Source organism: Pseudanabaena sp. PCC 7367 (assembly GCF_000317065.1).
GTDB lineage: Bacteria > Cyanobacteriota > Cyanobacteriia > Pseudanabaenales > Pseudanabaenaceae > Thalassoporum > Thalassoporum mexicanum.
Map to the genome: position 1 here is coordinate 3,167,230 of NC_019701.1, position 19,290 is coordinate 3,186,519.

Genomic DNA, 19,290 nt, shown 5'->3' on the forward strand with positions numbered 1-19,290 from the left:
ATGATTACCACCAAAGAGTGCCCTCCAACTCTTAAGCGAAGTCAATTAAATCCATTAGATCAAACTACTCATATTAAATCAGTAAGAATTGTAATTGTTGATGCCAACACCATTTTTAGGCAGCAACTCGATCATGCCCTCAGTAAGATTTCCTATCTAGATGTAGTTGGTGTTGCCAACGACGGCTATCGCGGTGTCGAGGTGGTGGCCAGACTAATGCCAGACCTGGTCATTATGGATATGGGGATGCCCCTATTGGATGGGGTAGCAGCAACCCAAAAAATCAAGGCTGCATTCCCAGAGATCCGATCGATTATTCTCTCAGCCCGTACAGCCGAGAAAGAAATTATTGCCGCTCTTTCCGGTGGTGCTGATGCCTACTGCATCAAGGGTGACCATGGTGACAACATTGATAATCTGTTAACGGCGATCGCCTCAGTGCAGGACGGCGCGACTTATCTGGATGCCCAGATTGCTCAAAAGGTATTGGAGCATTTAAAACCTGCTAAACCAGCTCAGTCTAATTCATTTGGGCAATTATCCCAGCGAGAACTAGAGGTATTAAGGCTGATCGTTGAAGGTTATAGCAATCCCCAGATTGGCGCGACGCTCTATTTGAGCACCAATACCGTCAAAACCTATGTACGCGGGATCATGAACAAACTGGTAGTAAACGATCGAGTTCAGGCCGCAGTAGTTGCCCTAAGGCATGGCATCATCTGAGTATTTAGCACTAAAAACCTAAGTAAAAGCTATTTTTGATGAATCGTTAACATAAGCCAGGAGCTATATGTATATTTAGATACAGTCGCTATTTGCTTGAATTGCATCAATGTCATGCAAAAAAAATAAACAAAACTTTAAGATTACCCCTAAATGGCGATTGACATCACTACCGATCATCTGTGAATATATGCAGTGGACAAAAGTTTAGGTCGTAATCGTTCATCTTTGGCAGTCGGGTGTCGTTATATTTGTAATATTCATCTCGTATTTCCAAGGACGGAAGTAAGGTTCATAGCCTGAAGGAACGCATTAAAGTAACCTTCTAGTATGCGAGCCTAGTTAACGTTATGTTTGAATACTTTGCAGTAGCGTGTTGTAAGTTTCTGTTTAAGTGCATTGGTTTCTTTCTGTTGGTTAGTTTTATTTCTACCAATATGTCTGGTTAACCCTTCACAAGGATTTGAATTTCTAGGATTTTGAGCGACCACAATAGACACGATCGAGATTTATATCTCTACTGTCCGAAAAGTTTGGTAGCTATCTAATTAAGAAGGTTTTGAGTAATCTTCTAGTAGGGGATAATCATAAAAAATTTCCTGATTTTGATGGTAGCTATCAAACACATAAACGCAAGATTGTAATTATTGCGATTAATTATTTAAGCAGATGCATCGATCGACATATTGGTCGATTTGAATGCAAGTTAATAAGCTTAAGCCCTCTGAATGCGAGCAATGTAAGCAATGTAAGCTGTCACGCCACTACAGCTTTGCTTCCTACAAGGGTAACTTTTGCTTAGCTTTGGTTGAGGGTTGATCTACAGGATTTATGCTTCATCAGCTCCCTGCGCAATTCCCATTCAGCTAATTTCACTGGTGGGCGTTGCCCATTGGCGCAATGATTTAACGCTCAAGCGATCGGTCAAACTAATATCAGGTATGTGTTTGATATTTTGGCTTGATATTTTTGTTGATCGCATTTTCATCCCTGGAGCAGGCAATGCCGACTTTGAGCTAGAGATTACAAATAATTATCTGTGCCGCCACCTCAGGCATTAGATTGATAACTCCAGCCTGTTGCATTTTCATGATCTTAGTGTATATTTCTGTTTTGCCTCTATTGCATCAGTTACATCAGTTGCATTGGTGATTCAGCTAATCCCGATTGCGATAGATGGAACAAAAACAAGGGCGATCGCGTCACTTGGTGTCGATCGCAATGGCTTTCATTTAGTTTTAATTTAATGCAATGGGGAGCCGAACATAAAATCAGTGGTTTAGGTAGCCGAGGAGCTTGCTTTGACATTTTTTGACTTAACTAATAATTCTGAATTTAGATCCTTCTTCCCAGGGGAGCTATCTGGTTTTAACCAGGGAGTACGGGCATTTGAGGGGAATGATACCCTGGTGGGCTCGTCTGATTCGGAAACCTTCAATGGGAATGGCGGCAACGATATTATTTCTGGGAATTTTGGCTTCGACTTTATTCGGGGTGGCCGGGATAATGACACGATCGATGGTGAGGCCGATAATGACATCGTCAATGGCAATCGGGGTGATGACATTGTGCGCGGTGGCGAGAATGCCGACGTGGTACGCGGTGGCCGAGGTAATGATGATTTGTTTGGCGATCGCGGTAGAGATACCTTGATTGGTGATGCGGGAATTGATGATTTATTCGGTGGGCAGGGCTCGGACACCTTTGTGTTGCGTACTGATAATGCTGCCTTTGGGATTGTTAATGCTGATGCGGTGCGGGACTTCAACGCGGCAGAAAACGATCGCCTCGGCCTCGATACCAGGATCACCGTAAACGATATTATCCTGGACGATCGGGTTGACTATTCTGGCATCTTTGGTGGCACGACTGAAAATGACACTGTGATTAGTATTGGCAGTTCTGGTTTGATTCTAGGCGTTTTTCTGGATACGCCACTGGGTGAGATCGCACCTCGCACTGATATTCTGCCGGATTCACTTATCTATGGTACGGGCTGATCTAGTCTAGCTATATCTCGCTTAAATATTCCTGTATCATTTATCTAATATATAAGTGGCTGTTATTGATGGAAATGTAGCGATTGATTGATATTGGTGCTTATTCGGTAAATATCAGATCTCGTGGTGAGCCTCAGATTGCTCAATTATCTTTTGCCAGCCAAGATGAAATGCCGATAAATTGGGTTTTCTATTGGGATGAGCTATGGCAGCGTACCTATTTTGAGTCTGAGCGAATCATCAAGCTGACATATACCGATCAGGTGTTTGGTTTAATCCGGTATGCGATCTACCCCAATCAAGATGACAGGCAGTTTTTGGAAATATTGCACTTAGAAGCTAACCCTGTTTCCAGTGGTAAAACAGATAGTCGCTCAGTTGAACCGATCGGCAAATGGTTGATTTGGTATTCTGCCAAGACCGCTTTAACAGTATGTTCAAATAGTGGCGATCACTTATTGGTAATTCTTACCTCCGTTGAAGATGCGATAGATTACTATAGAGATAAGGTGGGGATGGAGTTTATTGATTTTGAAACCATAGCACCAGGGGAAGAAGGTTATGTCTTTGGATTTAAAAGGTCAGCAGCAGCAGAATTCTGCCGACAACAAGAAGCTTTACATGGAAAACCGTCCCGACTCGATCGAGACCCCGCTTAGGGCAGGAGCCAGAACCGTGATGAGCCATGCAGAGCGCTTAGAGTTCTGGGAACAATCTCGTCTGGCTAAAAAACTAGGGTTGGCTAAGGAAGATTAGTTGTTTGGCGATCGCTTCTTCCTTTTAACTCAACAAACCTAAAAACTTAAGACAAACCCGCCTGCGCCTTCGCCACCACCTTGCCATTCCTGAACTCAATGATCGCATTACTGCCCTTATCATTCCGCCAGGAATAGACCTGCCCCGACACATCACCAACACTACTATTAGCGATCAACTTGCCCGGTGCGCCAATCACGGCCTCCACCTCTTCAATCGTCATGCCCTGATTGATTTGCTCAAACTCAGTCAGAGTGATTTTTAAATCCTGGGGGGCAGTATCATCTACAACTGCCAAATTAGGATCAGTTGGATCACTAGTGGAGATATCACGATCGGTTTGGGGGCTGGTTTGGCTCGTTTCCACATTTGCTTGCCGTAGCACTGTTAGCACCCGAATACCCATGCCCATGCCCATACCAGCGATCGCAATAAACATCCCCACAAAAATTAATTGAGCCGGTAGGGTGCTATATTTTTTGCGCTTAACCGGTGCATTACCAGAAATTACAGGACTTGCACCGGAAGGATCGATCGGGCTGGGAACTGAGTTATGCGGCGCAGTGGGAGCTTGATTAACTTGTCCTGCCACTGGACTAAAACCGCCCACCTGATTCTGCTGATTCTGATTACTTGGCTTAGCGTAGGCACCATTAACACTATTATTCGCTCTGTTACCACGTTGAATTGGCACATCGGTACGCCGCGAGGTAATTGGCGGAACCGCATTAGCGATCGCCATGCCATTAATCCGCGCCATCGATCTAGTGGGCGCATTAGCAGGATTAACTTGAGCTATGCCTTTAGGATGCGGAGCCGGCATCGCAACTTGAGATTTATATTTTGGTGGTTTCACAGGTAGATCCAGTTTAAATTCCTGATTCCAAGTTAGCCGTTGCTCTGGCTGTTCTGAATCCTTTAGCCACCCGTAAACTTTAACCCTTGTAATAAATTTTAACCCCATTCTGGCCAATTGCGATCGAATTAGCACCACAATTTTGCGCGGCTCCAGCATATCGGTTGTGATCAAATTAAGCGATAATCGCCCATCGGATAGATCGGCCTCAACGCTGAGATCATTGATCGCCCTATGGCTGACTCCGATCGCAGCGGCATTGGTGGTAATCAATTTTTTAATCAAATTAGCGATCGCGTCTGCATTGCCCTGCTGAGCATGCTCGGATAATGTTACTTGTTTCATGACCAAAGTAGGTTAGCCTTGGGGCGTGCGGCGGGTTTTAGCTGATATACCTATTTTAATAATCTACTTGGTTTTTAAATTGATTTGCTACGGCCAAATTGCGCGATCGCTAAATTTACAGTCTTAACCAATATATACGGCAAGGCTTGGCGCGATCGGCCAAACCATTAAGCTTCATTAAACCGACTAACCCAGGCCAGGAATCAGCCCCTTGGTCAAGCGTTTGATTGCCCCATTTGCCACATCCCGATAGCGCTGCTCCCCACACAAAATCTGCCCCATTCGCCTGGTGGCCGATGGCTTTCTCATCCATTTTTTGTAGGCAAACTTGGGCACCCGATAGAAAATATTCGACAATCGCTGTGCCCACACCATATCCGCGCCCCATTCTTCACTTACCCGCTCGGTATATTCCGCCAGGGCATTGGTGTTGCCAGCCAAAGCACTATCGATCGACTCGGCAGCAAGCATCCCCGTAAACAATGACGGGCGAATCCCCTCGGCAGTAAATGGATCAACTACGCAAGCCGCCTCCCCTGTTAAAACCGCGTTTTGGGTATGCAAAACCTGATCGCCATTCCAGAGCGAAATCGGATGGCCATATTGCTTAATCCCCTTAAAGCTCTCAACCCCAAACGATTGCGCATATTTAGCGGCTACCTCTTTCAGGTTTTGTTTCTCGCCGCCAATAAAAGTACCACTGCCGATCGAATAGCCATCGGCCTTGGGGAAATTCCAGATATAGCCATTGTTAACCATGCCAAAGTCAAAATGGATCATGGTGGTGGGTGATGCTGGCGCAGGTGCTTCCACTTCCAGGGCTGCGCCCATGCGTCTTTTGCGCTCTTTGAATCCAAGCCATTTGGCCATCGATCCACGCGATCCATCGGCGGCAATTAAATATTTGGCGATTAGGGGCTCGTTTGCTGTGTTTACCTGCCAGCGATCGCCTAGCCATTCAATCCCACTCACAGCGGTATTGTCGCGCAGTTCTGCACCTTGTTTTTGGGCTTGTTGAATCAGATAGTGGTCAAACACATCGCGGCGTACCATCCAGATTGGCTCGGTGGTTGCTAGTTCTACTTCCTGGCGATCGCCCATTTGCCAGGTGTAGCAAATTTGATCGAGTTTGAGGGAGACGGCGGGGGAGAAATCAAAGTCAAACCATTGCTGGACTGCGGGGGATACGCCACCACCACAGGGTTTGTAGCGGGGTAAGGATTCTTTTTCTAGCACCAAGACCGATCGCCCCCGCTTGGCGAGGTGATATGCGGCGGAGCCACCGGATGGCCCTGATCCAACCACGATGCAATCGTACATAGTTTGTTTGCTCTAATTTTTTTGGCGATCGTTTCAGGTTCTATTATTAAGCTAAAGTGCTAAAAATGGTCATTCAAAGCAAATCTAAATAACTTGGTATAGCAGTCTTAGGTACACAAGTTACAATTTAATCAGCGCTCAATTTCTAATCATGAGTCTACCAACTCCCGACTTGCTCAAAAATATGAAGCCGCAGCCTTATCATGAAGGCTTTGTAAGTCCTGGAGATTTGGAGCGCATCCTAGATAAAAATATTGATTCTGACACTGTCCAGGATTTATTTACACAAGGGTTTGAACTGGCTCAACAAGATGAACTAGAACATGCGATCTTGGTTTGGGATAAAGTTTTAGATATAGAGCCTGATTTCGTTTCAGCAATATATAACCAGGGTGTTGCCTATCTTGAGTTAGAACAAATAGAAAATGCTCAATTGAAGTTTGAAAGAGCTTTGCAGTTGGATTTCAACTATACGCAAGCCAGGCTAAATCTTGGCGTGGCATTAATTGCTCTAAAACAATACAACCGCGCGATCGCCAATTTTGAGATTATTTTAAATAAATATCCTAATCTTGCACAGGCATGGCATAACTATGGCCTTGCTTTATTTGAACTTAATCATTTAGAAGCATCCATAGAGAAGTATAACAAGGCACTAAGTATCGATAGCAGTCGTTATCTTCCGCACTATTGCAAAGGTAAGGCGTTGTTTTTTCTCGATAGGTTAGATGAAGCAACTCAAAGTTATTCCACTGCCCTTAAAATTCAACCGGATACCCCGATGGCTCTTCTTAGCAGAGGTATGGTTTTAGCCAGAGCTGGTAAATATGAGCAAGCAATAAATGATTTTGATAAGGTTATTGAATTAGATCCATCAATTGTAGACTCTCTGGTATTTCATGAGAGAAGTGTTGCTTTAGCGGAACTAAGGCAATTTCATGAGGCTTTAGAAAGCATTACCACGTTTTTGCAGGAAAGCCCTAACTTACTTCCTTTGGCTTGGTATGTGAAAGGAATTTTGCTTATTCACCTAGATCGAAAAACTGAAGCTGCCCAGAACTTCAATAAATTTCTAGATCTATTAGAGCCTGACTCCGACGAAATTTGGTTATATAAACCTGCAATCTATGGCTATAAAGGTCAAGTTGATAAAGCGTTTGAATGTTTGTATGGCTTAGTTGAAACCGACCCACGACTTTTTATTGAGGTGTTAGATAAAGGTGGTTTCGATAATTTAAAAGATGATGGACGTCTTGATGAGTTGAAATTAAAAGCAGAGGCTCGAATCAAGGAGATTTTGAAAGAACAAGGAGAAATATTGGCCTGGATTGAACATAAGCGTAAAACTGATCCAGCAATGCGCGGTTTACCAGATCCAGTTCAGATCATCCGCGAGGCACGCGATCGATGATCCTTAATACACCGATTAGATGTGTGGTCGATGCCAATATTGCTATTAAGCTCTTTATAGATCAACCTGACTCGGATAAAGCCAAGCTGATTTTTAGCCACCTTGATTCTGATATAAACGCCAGTCTTTTTGTGCCAGGATTTTTTTTTGTAGAGTGTACACATGTTCTCTTGAAATATGCCCGTAATAAGGACTACAAATATTCAAATAAAGATGCGAAAGAGCACTTAGAAGCTTTACAGCTATTGAGATTACAGAAGAGTTCTACTTATGGGCTGGTAGAAGATGCTTTGAATGTTGGTTTTGATTTGGGCACATCTGCTTATGACAGTTGTTATATAGTTCTGGCCAATAGATTGTCGGTTCCTCTAATCACAATTGATGGGGGACTAATTAAGAAGACAAAAAATTCACTATACCAAGTCTATTCACTCAAGGATGTTGAAATACCTGAACCTGGTAAATAAGCCAACGCAAAATCTATGCAAACCGATCGCCCCACCGTTAGTAACGAACCGCTAGATCCTATTGCCCTAGACGATCGCATTCGGTCAGAAGGGCAAATCCTACTGCACGGCGTTAGCTGGGAACAATTTGAGCAACTTTTAGAAACACTCGATGAACATCGACCTTATCGACTTGCCTATGACAATGGGAAGCTAGAAATTATCATGCCAACGGGAAAGCATGAATTTAATAAAGAAGCCTTCAGCGATCGAATCAAAGAGTTAGCAGATTATTTAGATTTAGACTGTACTTCTATGGGATCTACAACGTGGAAGCGTAAGGATCTACTGAAAGGGGTTGAGCCAGATAATTGCTTCTACGTTCAAAATGAACCTGCAATTCGGATGATCAAGCCGGATCTAGATTTATCAAAAGATCCGCCACCAGATTTGATCCTGGAAGTTGACCATACCAGCCCCTCAGTTAAAAAATTACCAATTTATGCCGCTTTAGGTGTACCAGAAGTATGGATTTATAAAACAACTAAAAAAGAGGAGATACTCGATATCTATGTACTTAAAGATGCTAAGTATCAAAATGTTGAAACAAGTTTAGTTTTTGCGGGTTTCCCAGCTTCAAAACTACCCAGTTTTATATCACAGAATATAAAACTAAGCCCACGTCAGGCTAGACGGAATTTTAAGGCTTGGCTAGACGAAATTTACATCCAATCGATCGACTAGACTTTTAACCTCATGCCGATCGCCAAACTTAGATTGGAAAGAATACCCAACAGGTTGAGGTGCGCCAGAACCAGCTAGCTATAATAGTCATTACCAGTTAGCTAAATTTGATGAGATTATGTCGGTTGAAACTAGCCTGAATCAGGGTAAAACCATTGTGCCGTTGCCTCCGTTAGCGATCGCCCCAGCCCAATTGTTACGCGGTGCAGGCGTGATTTCGCAATTAGGCCAACATTTGCCCCGCTTCGGCAAACGCGCTCTGGTAATTTCTGGCGATCGGACTTGGAAAGCAATTGAACCAGCCCTGGCAGAAGTTTCAACCACTACTGATATAAAGTTTAGTTATGCCCTGGCGATCGATCAATGCAGCGATCGCTTGTTGGCAAATTCACTAAAAATCGTCAACCAAGATCAAATAGAAGTGATCATTGCTGCTGGTGGCGGTAAGGTGTTGGATTTGGCGAAACTGGTGGCATTTCGAGCTGGCTTGCCGATCGTGACGATCCCGACCACAGCGGCGACCTGTGCAGCCTGGACGGCTCTGAGTAATATTTATACCGAGGCAGGCGCATTTGATTATGATGTAGCGCTCGATCGCTGTCCAGATCTGATGGTGGTTGATTATGAAGTAATCGCCACTGCGCCACAACGTACGCTGGTAGCTGGGATCGGCGATGCGATCGCTAAGTGGTATGAAGCCTCAGTGAGTAGCGGTAGCAGTGATAAAACTATGATCATTGCAGCGGTGCAACAAGCACGAGTGTTGCGCGATATTTTATTGCAAAAGTCGGAGACGGCGATCGCACAGCCTGGTGGTGATGCCTGGCGTGAAGTGGTCGATGCTAGTGTCTGTCTGGCTGGGGTAATTGGTGGTGTGGGTGGCGCGCAATGTCGGACTGTGGCGGCTCATGCGGTTCATAATGGCCTCACCCACCTTAAACAGGCTAAGGGAACCTTACATGGTGAAAAGGTGGCCTATGGCATTCTGGTGCAATTGCGTCTGGAGGAATTCAACGGCAATCAGCTTGCAGCCACGGCACGTCAGCAATTACTGAAGTTTTATGCCCAGATTGGATTGCCTCAGAACCTAGATGATCTGGGCTTGGGAGATGTGACTTTGAAGGAATTGGAGCAGGTGGCAGCGATCGCCTGTTTGCCTAATTCTGATATCCATCATTTGCCTTTTGCGATCCATGAACAGCAGCTTGTGGCGGCAATGGTTTCTACAACTGTGCCGGTTGCTGTTAATCAGTAGATCAATTAAATCAATAAGTAGTTTAGGTGTTGCTGTATCAGTATTTTAGTAACTTACCTGAACAAAATTTTTGCGATCGCAACCAGCTAAATGCAACTGGCAAAATGCTTTCGCCCAAATCTTTCTCCCTCGGCGATCGCTTCCGGCTTACCTGCGTCAATATCCGCAAAAAGTTGTATAAACTGGTCGTTTGTATATTCCAGTTGGAATTTGTCGAGGAAGCATAAACAAATCCTGTTTTTCTGGATCACCGCGTTGGTGTCGTTAAAGTTGGGCGGATCATCCAACAGACAACCGGTCATGTAGACTGCTCTGCTGCCGAGTGGATATTGATATTGAGCGATCGCAGCCTGGGGTAGAGAGAGGGCGATCGTACCAACAGCACCAACAGCACCGACAGCAAGAGCTAGCAGCGGCTTAATAATTTTCATGGCTTCTTTGATTTACTAATCAATATTTGCTGATAAATTCCAAGTGATTAGGAAGATAATTAATAATATCAAACTCTTTCCAAGCCAGTTCTTGATTGACATACATAGCAATAATTATTTAGTTAACTAAATCTGCCAATCAATTGATATCAAGTTGTTTTGAAAATTTATAGCTGGGGTAAATCCGGTTAAATGGTGGGTATTTTTGAGAAAATCGATATCGATCAAAACCGTCTGATCACTACTTGCACAACATCTCGTATGAACTAGCAGTAAGGATCTTTGTTTCTATATCACTACTAACTACCTTTGCTGGGCGAGGTGTGATATTTTTAGGGCTGCAAATTAGCGATATCAATTTTTAGATTAATTTAGAGCAAATCTGTCTAGCTTGCCAATCTAAAACCGCTTGATTGCTACTTGCCATATCCCAAAGCAGATTAGCAAATAAGTTCGATAGAAGTTCGATGGACACTGAGGTAATGAAATCAATCTCACCGGAAATAGTCGATCGGGTACGGGAGCTACATAAAATGCTCACCTATGCCAGCCATGCCTACTATGTGCTGGACTCGCCTGTTTTGGAAGATAGTATTTACGATCGCCTCTATCGGGAGTTGGTGGAGCTGGAAGCTGAATATCCAGAGCTAATTGAGCCAGATAGCCCTACCCAGCGCGTGGGTGAAAAACCCGCCGCTAAGTTTACTTCGGTTAAACATAATGTGGCGCTCTATAGTTTGGATAATGCTTTCAGTAGCGAGGATATGGCCAGTTGGCAACAGAGTTGGCAGCGTTATTTGGGGCAACAATTAGAACCAGAGCAAGCCGCAGCATTGAGTGAATCAGCCACCTATGTGTGTGAATTAAAAATTGATGGTTCTGCCCTGGCGCTCACCTATGAAAATGGCCTATTGGTGCGGGGGGCGACCCGTGGGGATGGGGTCTCAGGCGAGGACATTACCCAGAATGTAAAGACGATCGGTGCGATTCCGTTGCGGCTGAATCTAGAAAATCCGCCCCCGATAGTAGAGGTGCGGGGCGAGGCATTTATACCGATCGCCACCTTTGAGAGCATTAATCAAGAACGTCTGCAAAAGGGGGAAGCGGCCTTTGCCAATCCGCGTAATTCGGCGGCCGGAACCCTAAGACAACTAGATTCCAGAATTGTGCGCGATCGGCGGCTCGACTTTTTTGCCTATACTTTACATCTTGACGGGTATCTTGATGATGCTGAACCAGACCCTGAGCTTGCCCCCAACAGTCAATGGGAATCGCTGGAATTACTAGAAACAATGGGTTTTAAGGTTAACCCCAATAAAAAACTATGTCATTCCCTGGCTGAAGTGCAGGAATACTATGACAATTGGTCAACCGCACGGCTGGATTTGCCCTATATGACCGATGGCATGGTGGTAAAAATCAGCCCCTTTGAGCTGCAATCGCAACTGGGTTTCACGCAGCGGTTTCCGCGCTGGGCGATCGCCTGGAAATATCCCGCCGAAGAAGCGCCGACCGTGGTTGAGAATATTACGGTGCAGGTGGGTCGCACCGGGGCATTAACGCCAGTGGCGGAGCTAAAACCAGTGTTGTTGGCTGGCACAACGGTTGCGCGCGCCACGTTACACAACAGTGATTTTATTGCCGAGTTGGATTTACACCTGGGCGATACGGTCGTGATTCATAAAGCAGGGGAGATTATTCCTGAGGTGGTGCGAGTGCTAACCGAACTGCGCCCTGCGGAGGCTCAAGCCTACAAAATGCCTAGCCATTGCCCCGAATGTAGTAGCAAGGTAGTTAAGCCGGAGGGCGAAGCAGTCACGCGGTGCATCAATCCAGAATGCCCAGCGATCGTGCGGGGGGCGATCGAGCATTGGGTTAGTCGGGACGCGATGGATATTAATGGGATTGGTGAAAAGCTGGCGCGACAAATGGTTGACCAGAAGCTAATTAAGTCGGTCGCTGATTTATATGAGTTATCTCAGGAGCAATTGCTCAAGCTGGAGCGGATGGGGCAAAGGTCGGCGGAAAAGATCACCAAGGCGATCGCCACCTCTAAAACTCAACCCTGGTCAAGGGTGCTCTATGGCTTGGGCATTCGTCATGTGGGTGCGGTTAATGCCCAGTTGATTACTGCTAATTTTGCCAGTGTGGAGCAATTGGCTGAGGCTGATCTGGAGGCGATCATGGCGGTGCATGGGATCGGTGAGGAGATCGCCCAATCGGTTAATGCCTGGTTTGGGGCAGTAAACAATCAACAATTGATCGATCGGCTCCAGAAATTAGGCTTGCAACTACAAAATCCCGACAATCCAGCCGATTCAACCGCAGCAACTGGAACTCAAAAATTAACTGGCAAAACCTTTGTGATTACGGGTACGTTGCCCACCCTGAAGCGGGATGAAGCAAAGACTATGATCCAGCAGGCCGGAGGCAAGGTAACCAGCTCGGTGAGCAAGAAGACTGATTATGTATTGGTGGGGGCGGAGGCAGGTTCCAAGCTCAAAAAAGCCGAAGACCTGGGGATTACCTGCCTCTCTGAATCGGCGTTTCAAGAACTGCTAAGCAATCCGTAACAATCCGTAAGTCAGTCAGCCAGCCATCGAATATGCAAACCCGAATTAAACAAGAGAATGCTATTGGGCAAATTTGCTAATCCCGCCACCGCCAAGATTGGATTGCTAACCAGTAGTCCCCAGAACCAGTAGTCCTATGACTTGGCAACGGCAAGATCTTCCTTGGCGCTCACATGCAAGCCGCATTCCTGGCCGCCTTGTTCCCACCACCATCTACCAGCGCGTGGGTCTTCACCTGGCTTCACTGCTCTGGTGCAAGGGGCACAGCCAATACTGGGATAGTTTTGATCGTGAAGGGAATTGTAGGGCACAAAGTTCTGGCGGATATATTTCCAGACCTGTGCTTCGCTCCAATCGATCAATGGATTAATTTTGGCAATGCCGCGATCGCTGTCCATTTCCACCACTTGCATATCAGCGCGATTGGCGGTTTGATCGCGTCGGAGGCCAGTGAACCAGGCATCAAGGCCAGACAGGGCCCGATTCAAGGGTTCTACTTTACGCACATAGCAGCATTTTTTGCGATTTTCAATGCTTTCATAGAAAAGATTGATCCCCTGCGATCGCACCATCTCCTGTACTGCCTGAGTATCGGGAAACATGATTTGCAGTTGCAGTTGGGGATATTTACGCTGCACCGCTTCAATTACATCATAGGTTTGGGTGGGCAATCGACCGGTATCGAGGGTGAACACACGGGCATCGGGGCGAATTTTGGCCAACATGTCAATTAAAACCACGTCCTCTGCGCCAAAGCTGGAAGCGAGCGAAATTTGAGGATGGAATTTTTCCAGCGCCCAGCTAATTACTTCCTGGGGCGATTTCCCGGCTAATTGAGTGGCGGCGGTTTCAACTTCAGTGGCAGTAGTCATAGGTGAAATATGGATAGGGGCAATAGTCTAGGTTTGATTTTTTGGGGTAGGCGGCAACTATGTATTCAGTAAACGCAAGCATCAATATAACTAACAATATTTGCACTTTAGCGATCGCTACTTTTGCAAAATCATGTCTCTTAAAATTGCACTAGCAATATATCTACCCGGTCTTTAATTTTAGCTTCATATGGTAACCATTGGTAAGTGAGGATAATGGTTAGTTGTTCAAATATGTGAATGGCTCCGCTAGAAATCAATTGACAAGGTGCTTTCCCTAGCCCCTGCCAACTACCAATCAGGCGATTAAATAATCATCGACCGAAGTTGTTGTTAAAGCTAAAGTGATCGGCGATCGCCTCTTTTACCTCCTGCCAAATTTGTTGCCGGGTTTGATGATTCTGCTGGCGATTGCTTTTTAGCTCCAAGACCTGCGTACCTGGCTTAGTGAGCGATGCTAAAACTTCCGTTTTAAACTGAGCCCAAGACTCGATCGCCACATGCTCACAACCATAGACGGCGACGATCGGTGCAAAGTCCAGATCATGGGGGGTGTTGAATAATGGTTCGCAGACTTCCGGGAACTGGGCGATCGGCAACATATCAAAAATGCCACCGCCATTGTTATTCAACAAAATGATCGTCAGGTTGAGTTGGTATTGCTTCACCGCCATCAAGCCATTGAGATCGTGATAGAAGGCCAGATCGCCGCAAATTAAAATCACTGGTTGGGGATTGCGATGATTAGAGCTGTAATTATTTTCGATCGGGCGATCTTTACTTTGCACCAGATTTTGGCCATTACCTGCACTCTGACCAGAAAGCAAGCTACTACCCCAAGCTGCCCCCAAAGCGCTGGAGATCGTGCCATCAATACCATTTGCACCGCGATTGGCGATCACCCTGGTCATGGCTACAGGCTCACTAGCTAATTTATCGTCGCTGCTTATGGGGGTATTTGCTGGATCAACTCTGCTGGGGCGATCGCCTTGATTTATTTGATTTAACCGATCGGCTCGCTCTGGATCACTAATGCTTTGACTTTCTGGGCTGAGCTGCTCCTTTTGCCGAAAGAAAGAATCAAGATCGCGGATCGGCATACTGCTAGCCACATAGATACAGCAATCGATCGGCAACCATTTACCCAATTGGTCAAACACCTTGCCTTCAAACAGGCTTTCGATCGGAGCTAGGCACTTGGCGATCGCGGCGATCGTAATTTTTTCTGCTTGCCAAAAAGCTTGTTGCCATTGGGTTTGTTTAGCTATGTTGCTTCGTGATTGGTCTGAGATAGAGCCTGGATCGATCGATCGGTTATCTGCTGCTGATCTGGATGATTGAGGCGATCGAGTTGGCGATGGCAGCTCCTCTTGCGGCGTGGCGTAATCACTTGAATATTGACTCTTTAGATTTAAATATTGCTCATTCTGGGCTAAATAATCACTTAACTGTTCACAAAAACTGAGCGCATCGGCATGGACAAAAATCCCTAAACCATGCGTAGGGTCATTATTACTGCCATCGCCAACAATAATTTGCTGGATTGGTTGGCTGTTGAGGTGTTGCTCCAGCCAAAGACGATAGCTTTTGGCGGTGGGCATGGCACCAAATCTAATTACTAGTTCTGGGGCGTAGGTTTGACAGAATTGGGGCGATCGCAAAAAGACATCATAACTACCAATTACCTGCCGATCGCGCATGATTCCAGTGGCCTCTCCCAACAAAGGATAGCCAGTAATTTGGGCTAGCTTTTTGACCGCTGCCGCAAATCCCGCAGGCGGATCATAAACACCCACCACAATGATGCCCTTGGCACAGGTAGCGATCAAATTGCCTAACTGAGCTAGAGTAACCTGACTGAGCTGCGATTGAGGGGCTGCAACTTGAATGTAGCTTAACTCAGTTTTATAATTTGGATTATTGTCTGATTGCCCTGCTGTTGATAGTTGATTAGTTCTTGGCCAGGAATTAACCGTCAATTCACGCCCCTGCCATGCCAATCGATCAGTTTGAGCTAAATTGGCAGGCACTTGGTCGGCGATCTCGATCGGTGGCAATGGATCGGCAAAGGCAAAATTTAGATGTACTGGCCCCGCTGCACTGGCAGTTTTTCCGGTGGCGATCGCCGTGGCATGACCAATCAGCGATCGTAAATGCCGCAATTTAAACCCGCTTAGATCTGGTAATCCCACCTCAAAAAAATAGCGTACATGGTCGCCATAGAGCTTAATTTGGTCGATCGTTTGGCCTGCCCCACAATCGCGCAACTCAGGCGGGCGATCGGCGGTGAGCACGATCAATGGCACCTGGGCATAGAAAGCCTCAATGATCGCCGGATAAAAATTAGCTGCCGCCGTTCCCGATGTGCAAATTAATGCCACGGTCGCCCTGGTATATTTCGCCAAACCCAGGCCAAAAAAGCTGCCCGATCGCTCATCAATGTGCACAATCGTTTGCAGGTGTGGATGTTGATAACAGGCGATCGCCAATGGGGTAGAACGTGAACCAGGTGAAATACATACGGCGCTCACACCAGCACGATCGAGTTCAGCAGCGACAAGGCTGGCCCAAAAGCTATTACGGTTTGCAGTATTCACTCAAGCGCTGATGATTACTTTGGTTGTGAATTGTCAATATGTTCAATAATCAATATGTTCAATAACATTTGACCCTATGTTTATTGGTTCTTATTGGTATTGCATAACCCAGGGCTGCAAATACTGCTCGCCAGGATCTCAAGCATAGATCTGATCATAGTTTGACCGATCGTTTGATTGTTAAATCATCTTACCAATGAGTAACGCCAATAATTCTGCTCTTGGGCAAAACCGACAAGCTTAATCAAGCTTCAAGCTTCATTTTAAACTTCCAGGATTTTACCAGCAGCCAGCATTCCTGCAAATTCCGTCGCCGGCACTGGTCGACTAAAGTAAAAGCCCTGAATGCAATCACAATTAGCCCGCTTCATAAATTCAAGCTGAGCCTGATTTTCAACCCCCTCGGCTACCACCTCCAAGGAAAGTGCCCGCGCCAAATCAATCACCGCCATCGTGATCGCAGCATCACTATCATTTTTATCAATGTTTTGCACAAAACAACGATCGATTTTGAGCGTGTCTATGGGGAAGTTGCGTAGATAGCTCAGTGAAGAATAACCAGTGCCAAAGTCATCTACCGTAATTCGGATACCCAGGGCTCGTAACTTAGCCAGAATTTCTTTGGTGAGGCTAGTATGACTGACAATAATACCTTCGGTGATTTCTAGTTCCAAACAATTCGGAGCAATTTCATGGGCAGCGATCGCCTGTTCGACATTTTCCACCAACCGATCGCGCTTAAAATCCCGCCCCGATAGATTGACAGAAACTCTGATTGGCATCAAGTCCTGTTGTTGCCATTGCCGAATTTGGCTGCAGGCTTGCTTGATCACCCACTCACTCAAATAAACAATTAACCCAGTTTCTTCCGCCAAAGGAATAAACTTAGAGGGCATCACTAAACCAAGTTCGGGGTGCTGCCAGCGAATTAATGCTTCTGCACCCACAATGCGGCCAGTTTTGAGGTTTAGTTTTGGTTGATAGAATAAACAAAATTCATTTCGCTCTATGGCGCGCCGCAATCCATTGCTGAGCATGACTCGCTCAGAGGATCTTTGATATAGTTCCAGGCTGTAAAACTTAAATGTATTGGCAATGCCGTCTTTTTTGGCGTGATACATGGCCAGGTCGGCATTTTTTAGCAATGTATCCACATCCTTACTGTCTTCAGGATAGATGGTTATGCCAACGCTAACTGAAATACTCAGCTCATGGCCGCAAACCGCATAGGGTTGATAGACAACTTCAAGCAGGTTGTGTAATTTTTGCCTGATATCCTCAATGCCGGTGATATCTTGCATGGCGATCGCAAACTCATCCCCCCGCAATCTTGCGATCATGCTCTGATATTCCAGATGCCCCAGGTGCGATCGTAAACGTTCTGCCAAGGCCTGAAGCAGAGCATCCCCTACATCCTGTCCTAGAGTAGTATTGATATCATTGAATCGATCGACATCAATAAAGATGATCGCAAAGCAGATTTGCTGTGCCTCTTCATTTTCTGGTTGTAAAAGCTGATGTAGATATTCGTGGAATAAAATGCGATTGGGCAGCTTGGTTAGCTCGTCTCGATTGGCCACATATTCAAGCTTTGCTTCCGTTTGCCTCAGCTTTTTGTCGTATTGTGTGCGCAGGGCAGCATATTTCCGCAGTCGCGCATTTACTGCGCCAATTAACTCAGAAACCGTAAACGGCTTAGTCAAATAATCATCCGCCCCCAGTTCCATACCTTGGCGCATGTCGCCTTTATCCGCTTTAGCTGTTAGGAAAATGAATGGGATCGCGGCTGTCTCTGGGTTTTGGCGCAAAATCTCCAGAGTTGCATAACCGTCTAACTCTGGCATCATCACATCACATACAATCAAATCGGGCAAGAAGCTTTGGGCGATCTTAACCCCAACTAGGCCATTTTCTGCCCCCATCACATCAAACCCTTCATAGCTCAGCGTGTCTATCACTTCTTCACGAAGTGCTTCCATATCCTCTATGACGAGAATCTTCATTGTCTGGGGCAGGATTGGGGATTCAATCAAGGTTCACGAGTTGGCAATGATGATGCAATGAGTTTAGGGCTAAATCATTAAATTGGCTAGCTATTAGCTAATAAATCAAGTATTAACTAGTGTGAGTGGCTTTGGCTAGATTTTATATTTAAAGATAAAAAAGTGCAGATTGATCCTGTGAATTGTAAGTTGAGATGGGTTTCCCGAATCGATCGCAAATCCTACCAGTATGGCCAGAAATCGATTAGCAAACTAAGTTAATAAATTAATTATGACTAATTAACTATGTTTAAGTATAAGGCCATGTCTTGAATCAGATGAATCCAATGTATATCCTAACCATACACATTCCTAATTATAGATATAGCTAGTAAATAATTCGTTGGCTAAAAGGCTAGTTTATTTATTTATTTTTTATATATTTAATGATTTTTAGTAATGGCTTCGGGGCTTCTGATTTGGATATCCTTGCTTATGGCCACGGCTAGTCAATGCCTTAATGCAAATCTCAATTCAATGACTATGCAATACTATACATGAGTCAACTTGCGATATTTTCAGCAATCCCCGCCTAATGCCAGAGTCCAAATTATGGTACTGGGGCATCACATTTCTAAGAGTATTCTAGCTCGCAAAATTTGATTGTGTATTATGCATCTACTTTCTTTGATTGCTCTAGATGGGATTTGTTCTGGATTGAGAGCTACTTGCCGATCGAATGACTAGGCTTGATTGCGTTTTGGTTCAGCTATTTGATTAGATTATTTAATTAAAATTAATTAAACTATCGGAACCGTGGTTTAGAAGCAGGGATTTTCAGCAAGGGGCGCTTGAGTCAGTTTCGAGTCCATGAATGATCAAATATGATCACAATTGCAGGACTAGCGAAAACTTTAAATTTCCTTTAGTCATTTCTTTATATTTGCCTGTTTAAGAATATTTTGATCAGAACGTTGGT

Annotated in this window: 17 protein-coding genes and 1 riboswitch; of the genes, 10 read left to right on the forward strand and 7 right to left on the reverse strand. The window is 45.2% G+C overall.

What is annotated here, in order from left to right; genetic code table 11:
• Both PSE7367_RS12600 and PSE7367_RS22075 read left to right on the forward strand, forming a co-directional pair.
• Positions 1-723 carry a LuxR C-terminal-related transcriptional regulator gene (locus tag PSE7367_RS12600; RefSeq protein WP_015165737.1) on the forward strand — a complete coding sequence of 241 codons (723 nt, stop codon included), beginning with the start codon at positions 1-3 and terminating at the stop codon, positions 721-723.
• A 217-nt stretch (positions 724-940) separates the two neighbouring features.
• Positions 941-1,037, forward strand: a riboswitch (Glutamine riboswitch).
• A gap of 564 nt (positions 1,038-1,601) precedes the next feature.
• Positions 1,602-1,784 carry a hypothetical protein gene (locus PSE7367_RS22075; RefSeq protein ID WP_156800400.1) on the forward strand — a complete coding sequence of 61 codons (183 nt, stop codon included), beginning with the start codon at positions 1,602-1,604 and terminating at the stop codon, positions 1,782-1,784.
• Between the two features lie 70 nt (positions 1,785-1,854).
• On the opposite strand, the gene PSE7367_RS22080 is transcribed toward PSE7367_RS22075, so the two are convergent.
• Positions 1,855-2,031, reverse strand: a complete 177-nt coding sequence (locus PSE7367_RS22080) for a hypothetical protein (protein ID WP_156800401.1) — start codon at positions 2,029-2,031, stop codon at positions 1,855-1,857.
• On the opposite strand from PSE7367_RS22080, the gene PSE7367_RS12605 reads away from it, so the two are divergent.
• The 3 genes from PSE7367_RS12605 to PSE7367_RS22965 all read left to right on the forward strand — a co-directional run bounded on the left by PSE7367_RS12605 (position 2,025) and on the right by PSE7367_RS22965 (position 3,479).
• Positions 2,025-2,723 carry a calcium-binding protein gene (locus tag PSE7367_RS12605; RefSeq protein ID WP_015165738.1) on the forward strand — a complete coding sequence of 233 codons (699 nt, stop codon included), beginning with the start codon at positions 2,025-2,027 and terminating at the stop codon, positions 2,721-2,723. The two genes, PSE7367_RS22080 and PSE7367_RS12605, sit on opposite strands and share 7 nt — an antisense overlap.
• Positions 2,724-2,806: 83 nt before the next feature.
• Positions 2,807-3,382, forward strand: coding sequence for a hypothetical protein (locus PSE7367_RS12610; RefSeq protein ID WP_015165739.1), 576 nt, complete (start codon positions 2,807-2,809; stop codon positions 3,380-3,382).
• Entirely contained in the window at positions 3,345-3,479 is a 135-nt protein-coding gene (locus tag PSE7367_RS22965) for a hypothetical protein (protein WP_015165740.1), read from the forward strand. Before PSE7367_RS12610 ends, PSE7367_RS22965 begins: the two co-directional genes overlap by 38 nt.
• A gap of 46 nt (positions 3,480-3,525) precedes the next feature.
• Here the strand turns inward: PSE7367_RS22965 and PSE7367_RS20510 are convergent, their stop codons facing one another.
• Positions 3,526-4,680, reverse strand: a complete 1,155-nt coding sequence (locus tag PSE7367_RS20510; RefSeq protein WP_015165741.1) for a hypothetical protein — start codon at positions 4,678-4,680, stop codon at positions 3,526-3,528.
• A gap of 186 nt (positions 4,681-4,866) precedes the next feature.
• Complete coding sequence (locus PSE7367_RS12620; protein WP_015165742.1) at positions 4,867-6,000, reverse strand: geranylgeranyl reductase family protein; 1,134 nt, start codon at positions 5,998-6,000, stop codon at positions 4,867-4,869.
• Between the two features lie 151 nt (positions 6,001-6,151).
• Between PSE7367_RS12620 and PSE7367_RS12625 the strand changes: the two genes are divergently transcribed.
• From PSE7367_RS12625 to PSE7367_RS12640, 4 genes are all read left to right on the forward strand, one after another.
• On the forward strand, positions 6,152-7,411 hold the full coding sequence (locus PSE7367_RS12625; RefSeq protein WP_015165743.1) for a tetratricopeptide repeat protein: 1,260 nt from the start codon (positions 6,152-6,154) through the stop codon (positions 7,409-7,411).
• Positions 7,408-7,878 (forward strand): type II toxin-antitoxin system VapC family toxin, encoded by a 471-nt coding sequence (locus PSE7367_RS12630; protein WP_015165744.1) that lies wholly within the window; start codon positions 7,408-7,410, stop codon positions 7,876-7,878. The genes PSE7367_RS12625 and PSE7367_RS12630 overlap by 4 nt, the downstream gene beginning before the upstream one ends.
• Before the next feature lie 15 nt (positions 7,879-7,893).
• Entirely contained in the window at positions 7,894-8,601 is a 708-nt protein-coding gene (locus PSE7367_RS12635) for a Uma2 family endonuclease (protein WP_015165745.1), read from the forward strand.
• Between the two features lie 118 nt (positions 8,602-8,719).
• On the forward strand, positions 8,720-9,856 hold the full coding sequence (locus tag PSE7367_RS12640; protein ID WP_015165746.1) for an iron-containing alcohol dehydrogenase family protein: 1,137 nt from the start codon (positions 8,720-8,722) through the stop codon (positions 9,854-9,856).
• Positions 9,857-9,942: 86 nt separating this feature from the next.
• Here the strand turns inward: PSE7367_RS12640 and PSE7367_RS12645 are convergent, their stop codons facing one another.
• Positions 9,943-10,287 (reverse strand): hypothetical protein, encoded by a 345-nt coding sequence (locus PSE7367_RS12645; RefSeq protein ID WP_015165747.1) that lies wholly within the window; start codon positions 10,285-10,287, stop codon positions 9,943-9,945.
• A gap of 482 nt (positions 10,288-10,769) precedes the next feature.
• On the opposite strand from PSE7367_RS12645, the gene ligA reads away from it, so the two are divergent.
• The gene (gene ligA / locus PSE7367_RS12650; protein WP_015165748.1) at positions 10,770-12,860 is read left to right on the forward strand and encodes an NAD-dependent DNA ligase LigA; all 2,091 of its coding nucleotides are present in this window, start codon (positions 10,770-10,772) and stop codon (positions 12,858-12,860) included.
• A gap of 134 nt (positions 12,861-12,994) precedes the next feature.
• Here the strand turns inward: ligA and PSE7367_RS12655 are convergent, their stop codons facing one another.
• From PSE7367_RS12655 to PSE7367_RS12665, 3 genes are all read right to left on the reverse strand, one after another.
• Positions 12,995-13,732, reverse strand: coding sequence for a phosphoadenylyl-sulfate reductase (locus PSE7367_RS12655; RefSeq protein ID WP_015165749.1), 738 nt, complete (start codon positions 13,730-13,732; stop codon positions 12,995-12,997).
• A 314-nt stretch (positions 13,733-14,046) separates the two neighbouring features.
• Positions 14,047-16,329: a 2-succinyl-5-enolpyruvyl-6-hydroxy-3-cyclohexene-1-carboxylic-acid synthase gene (gene menD, locus PSE7367_RS22760; protein WP_015165750.1), complete on the reverse strand. Its 2,283-nt coding sequence runs from the start codon at positions 16,327-16,329 to the stop codon at positions 14,047-14,049.
• Between the two features lie 263 nt (positions 16,330-16,592).
• Positions 16,593-18,332, reverse strand: a complete 1,740-nt coding sequence (locus PSE7367_RS12665; protein WP_015165751.1) for a putative bifunctional diguanylate cyclase/phosphodiesterase — start codon at positions 18,330-18,332, stop codon at positions 16,593-16,595.
• Between the last annotated feature and the right edge of the window lie 958 nt (positions 18,333-19,290).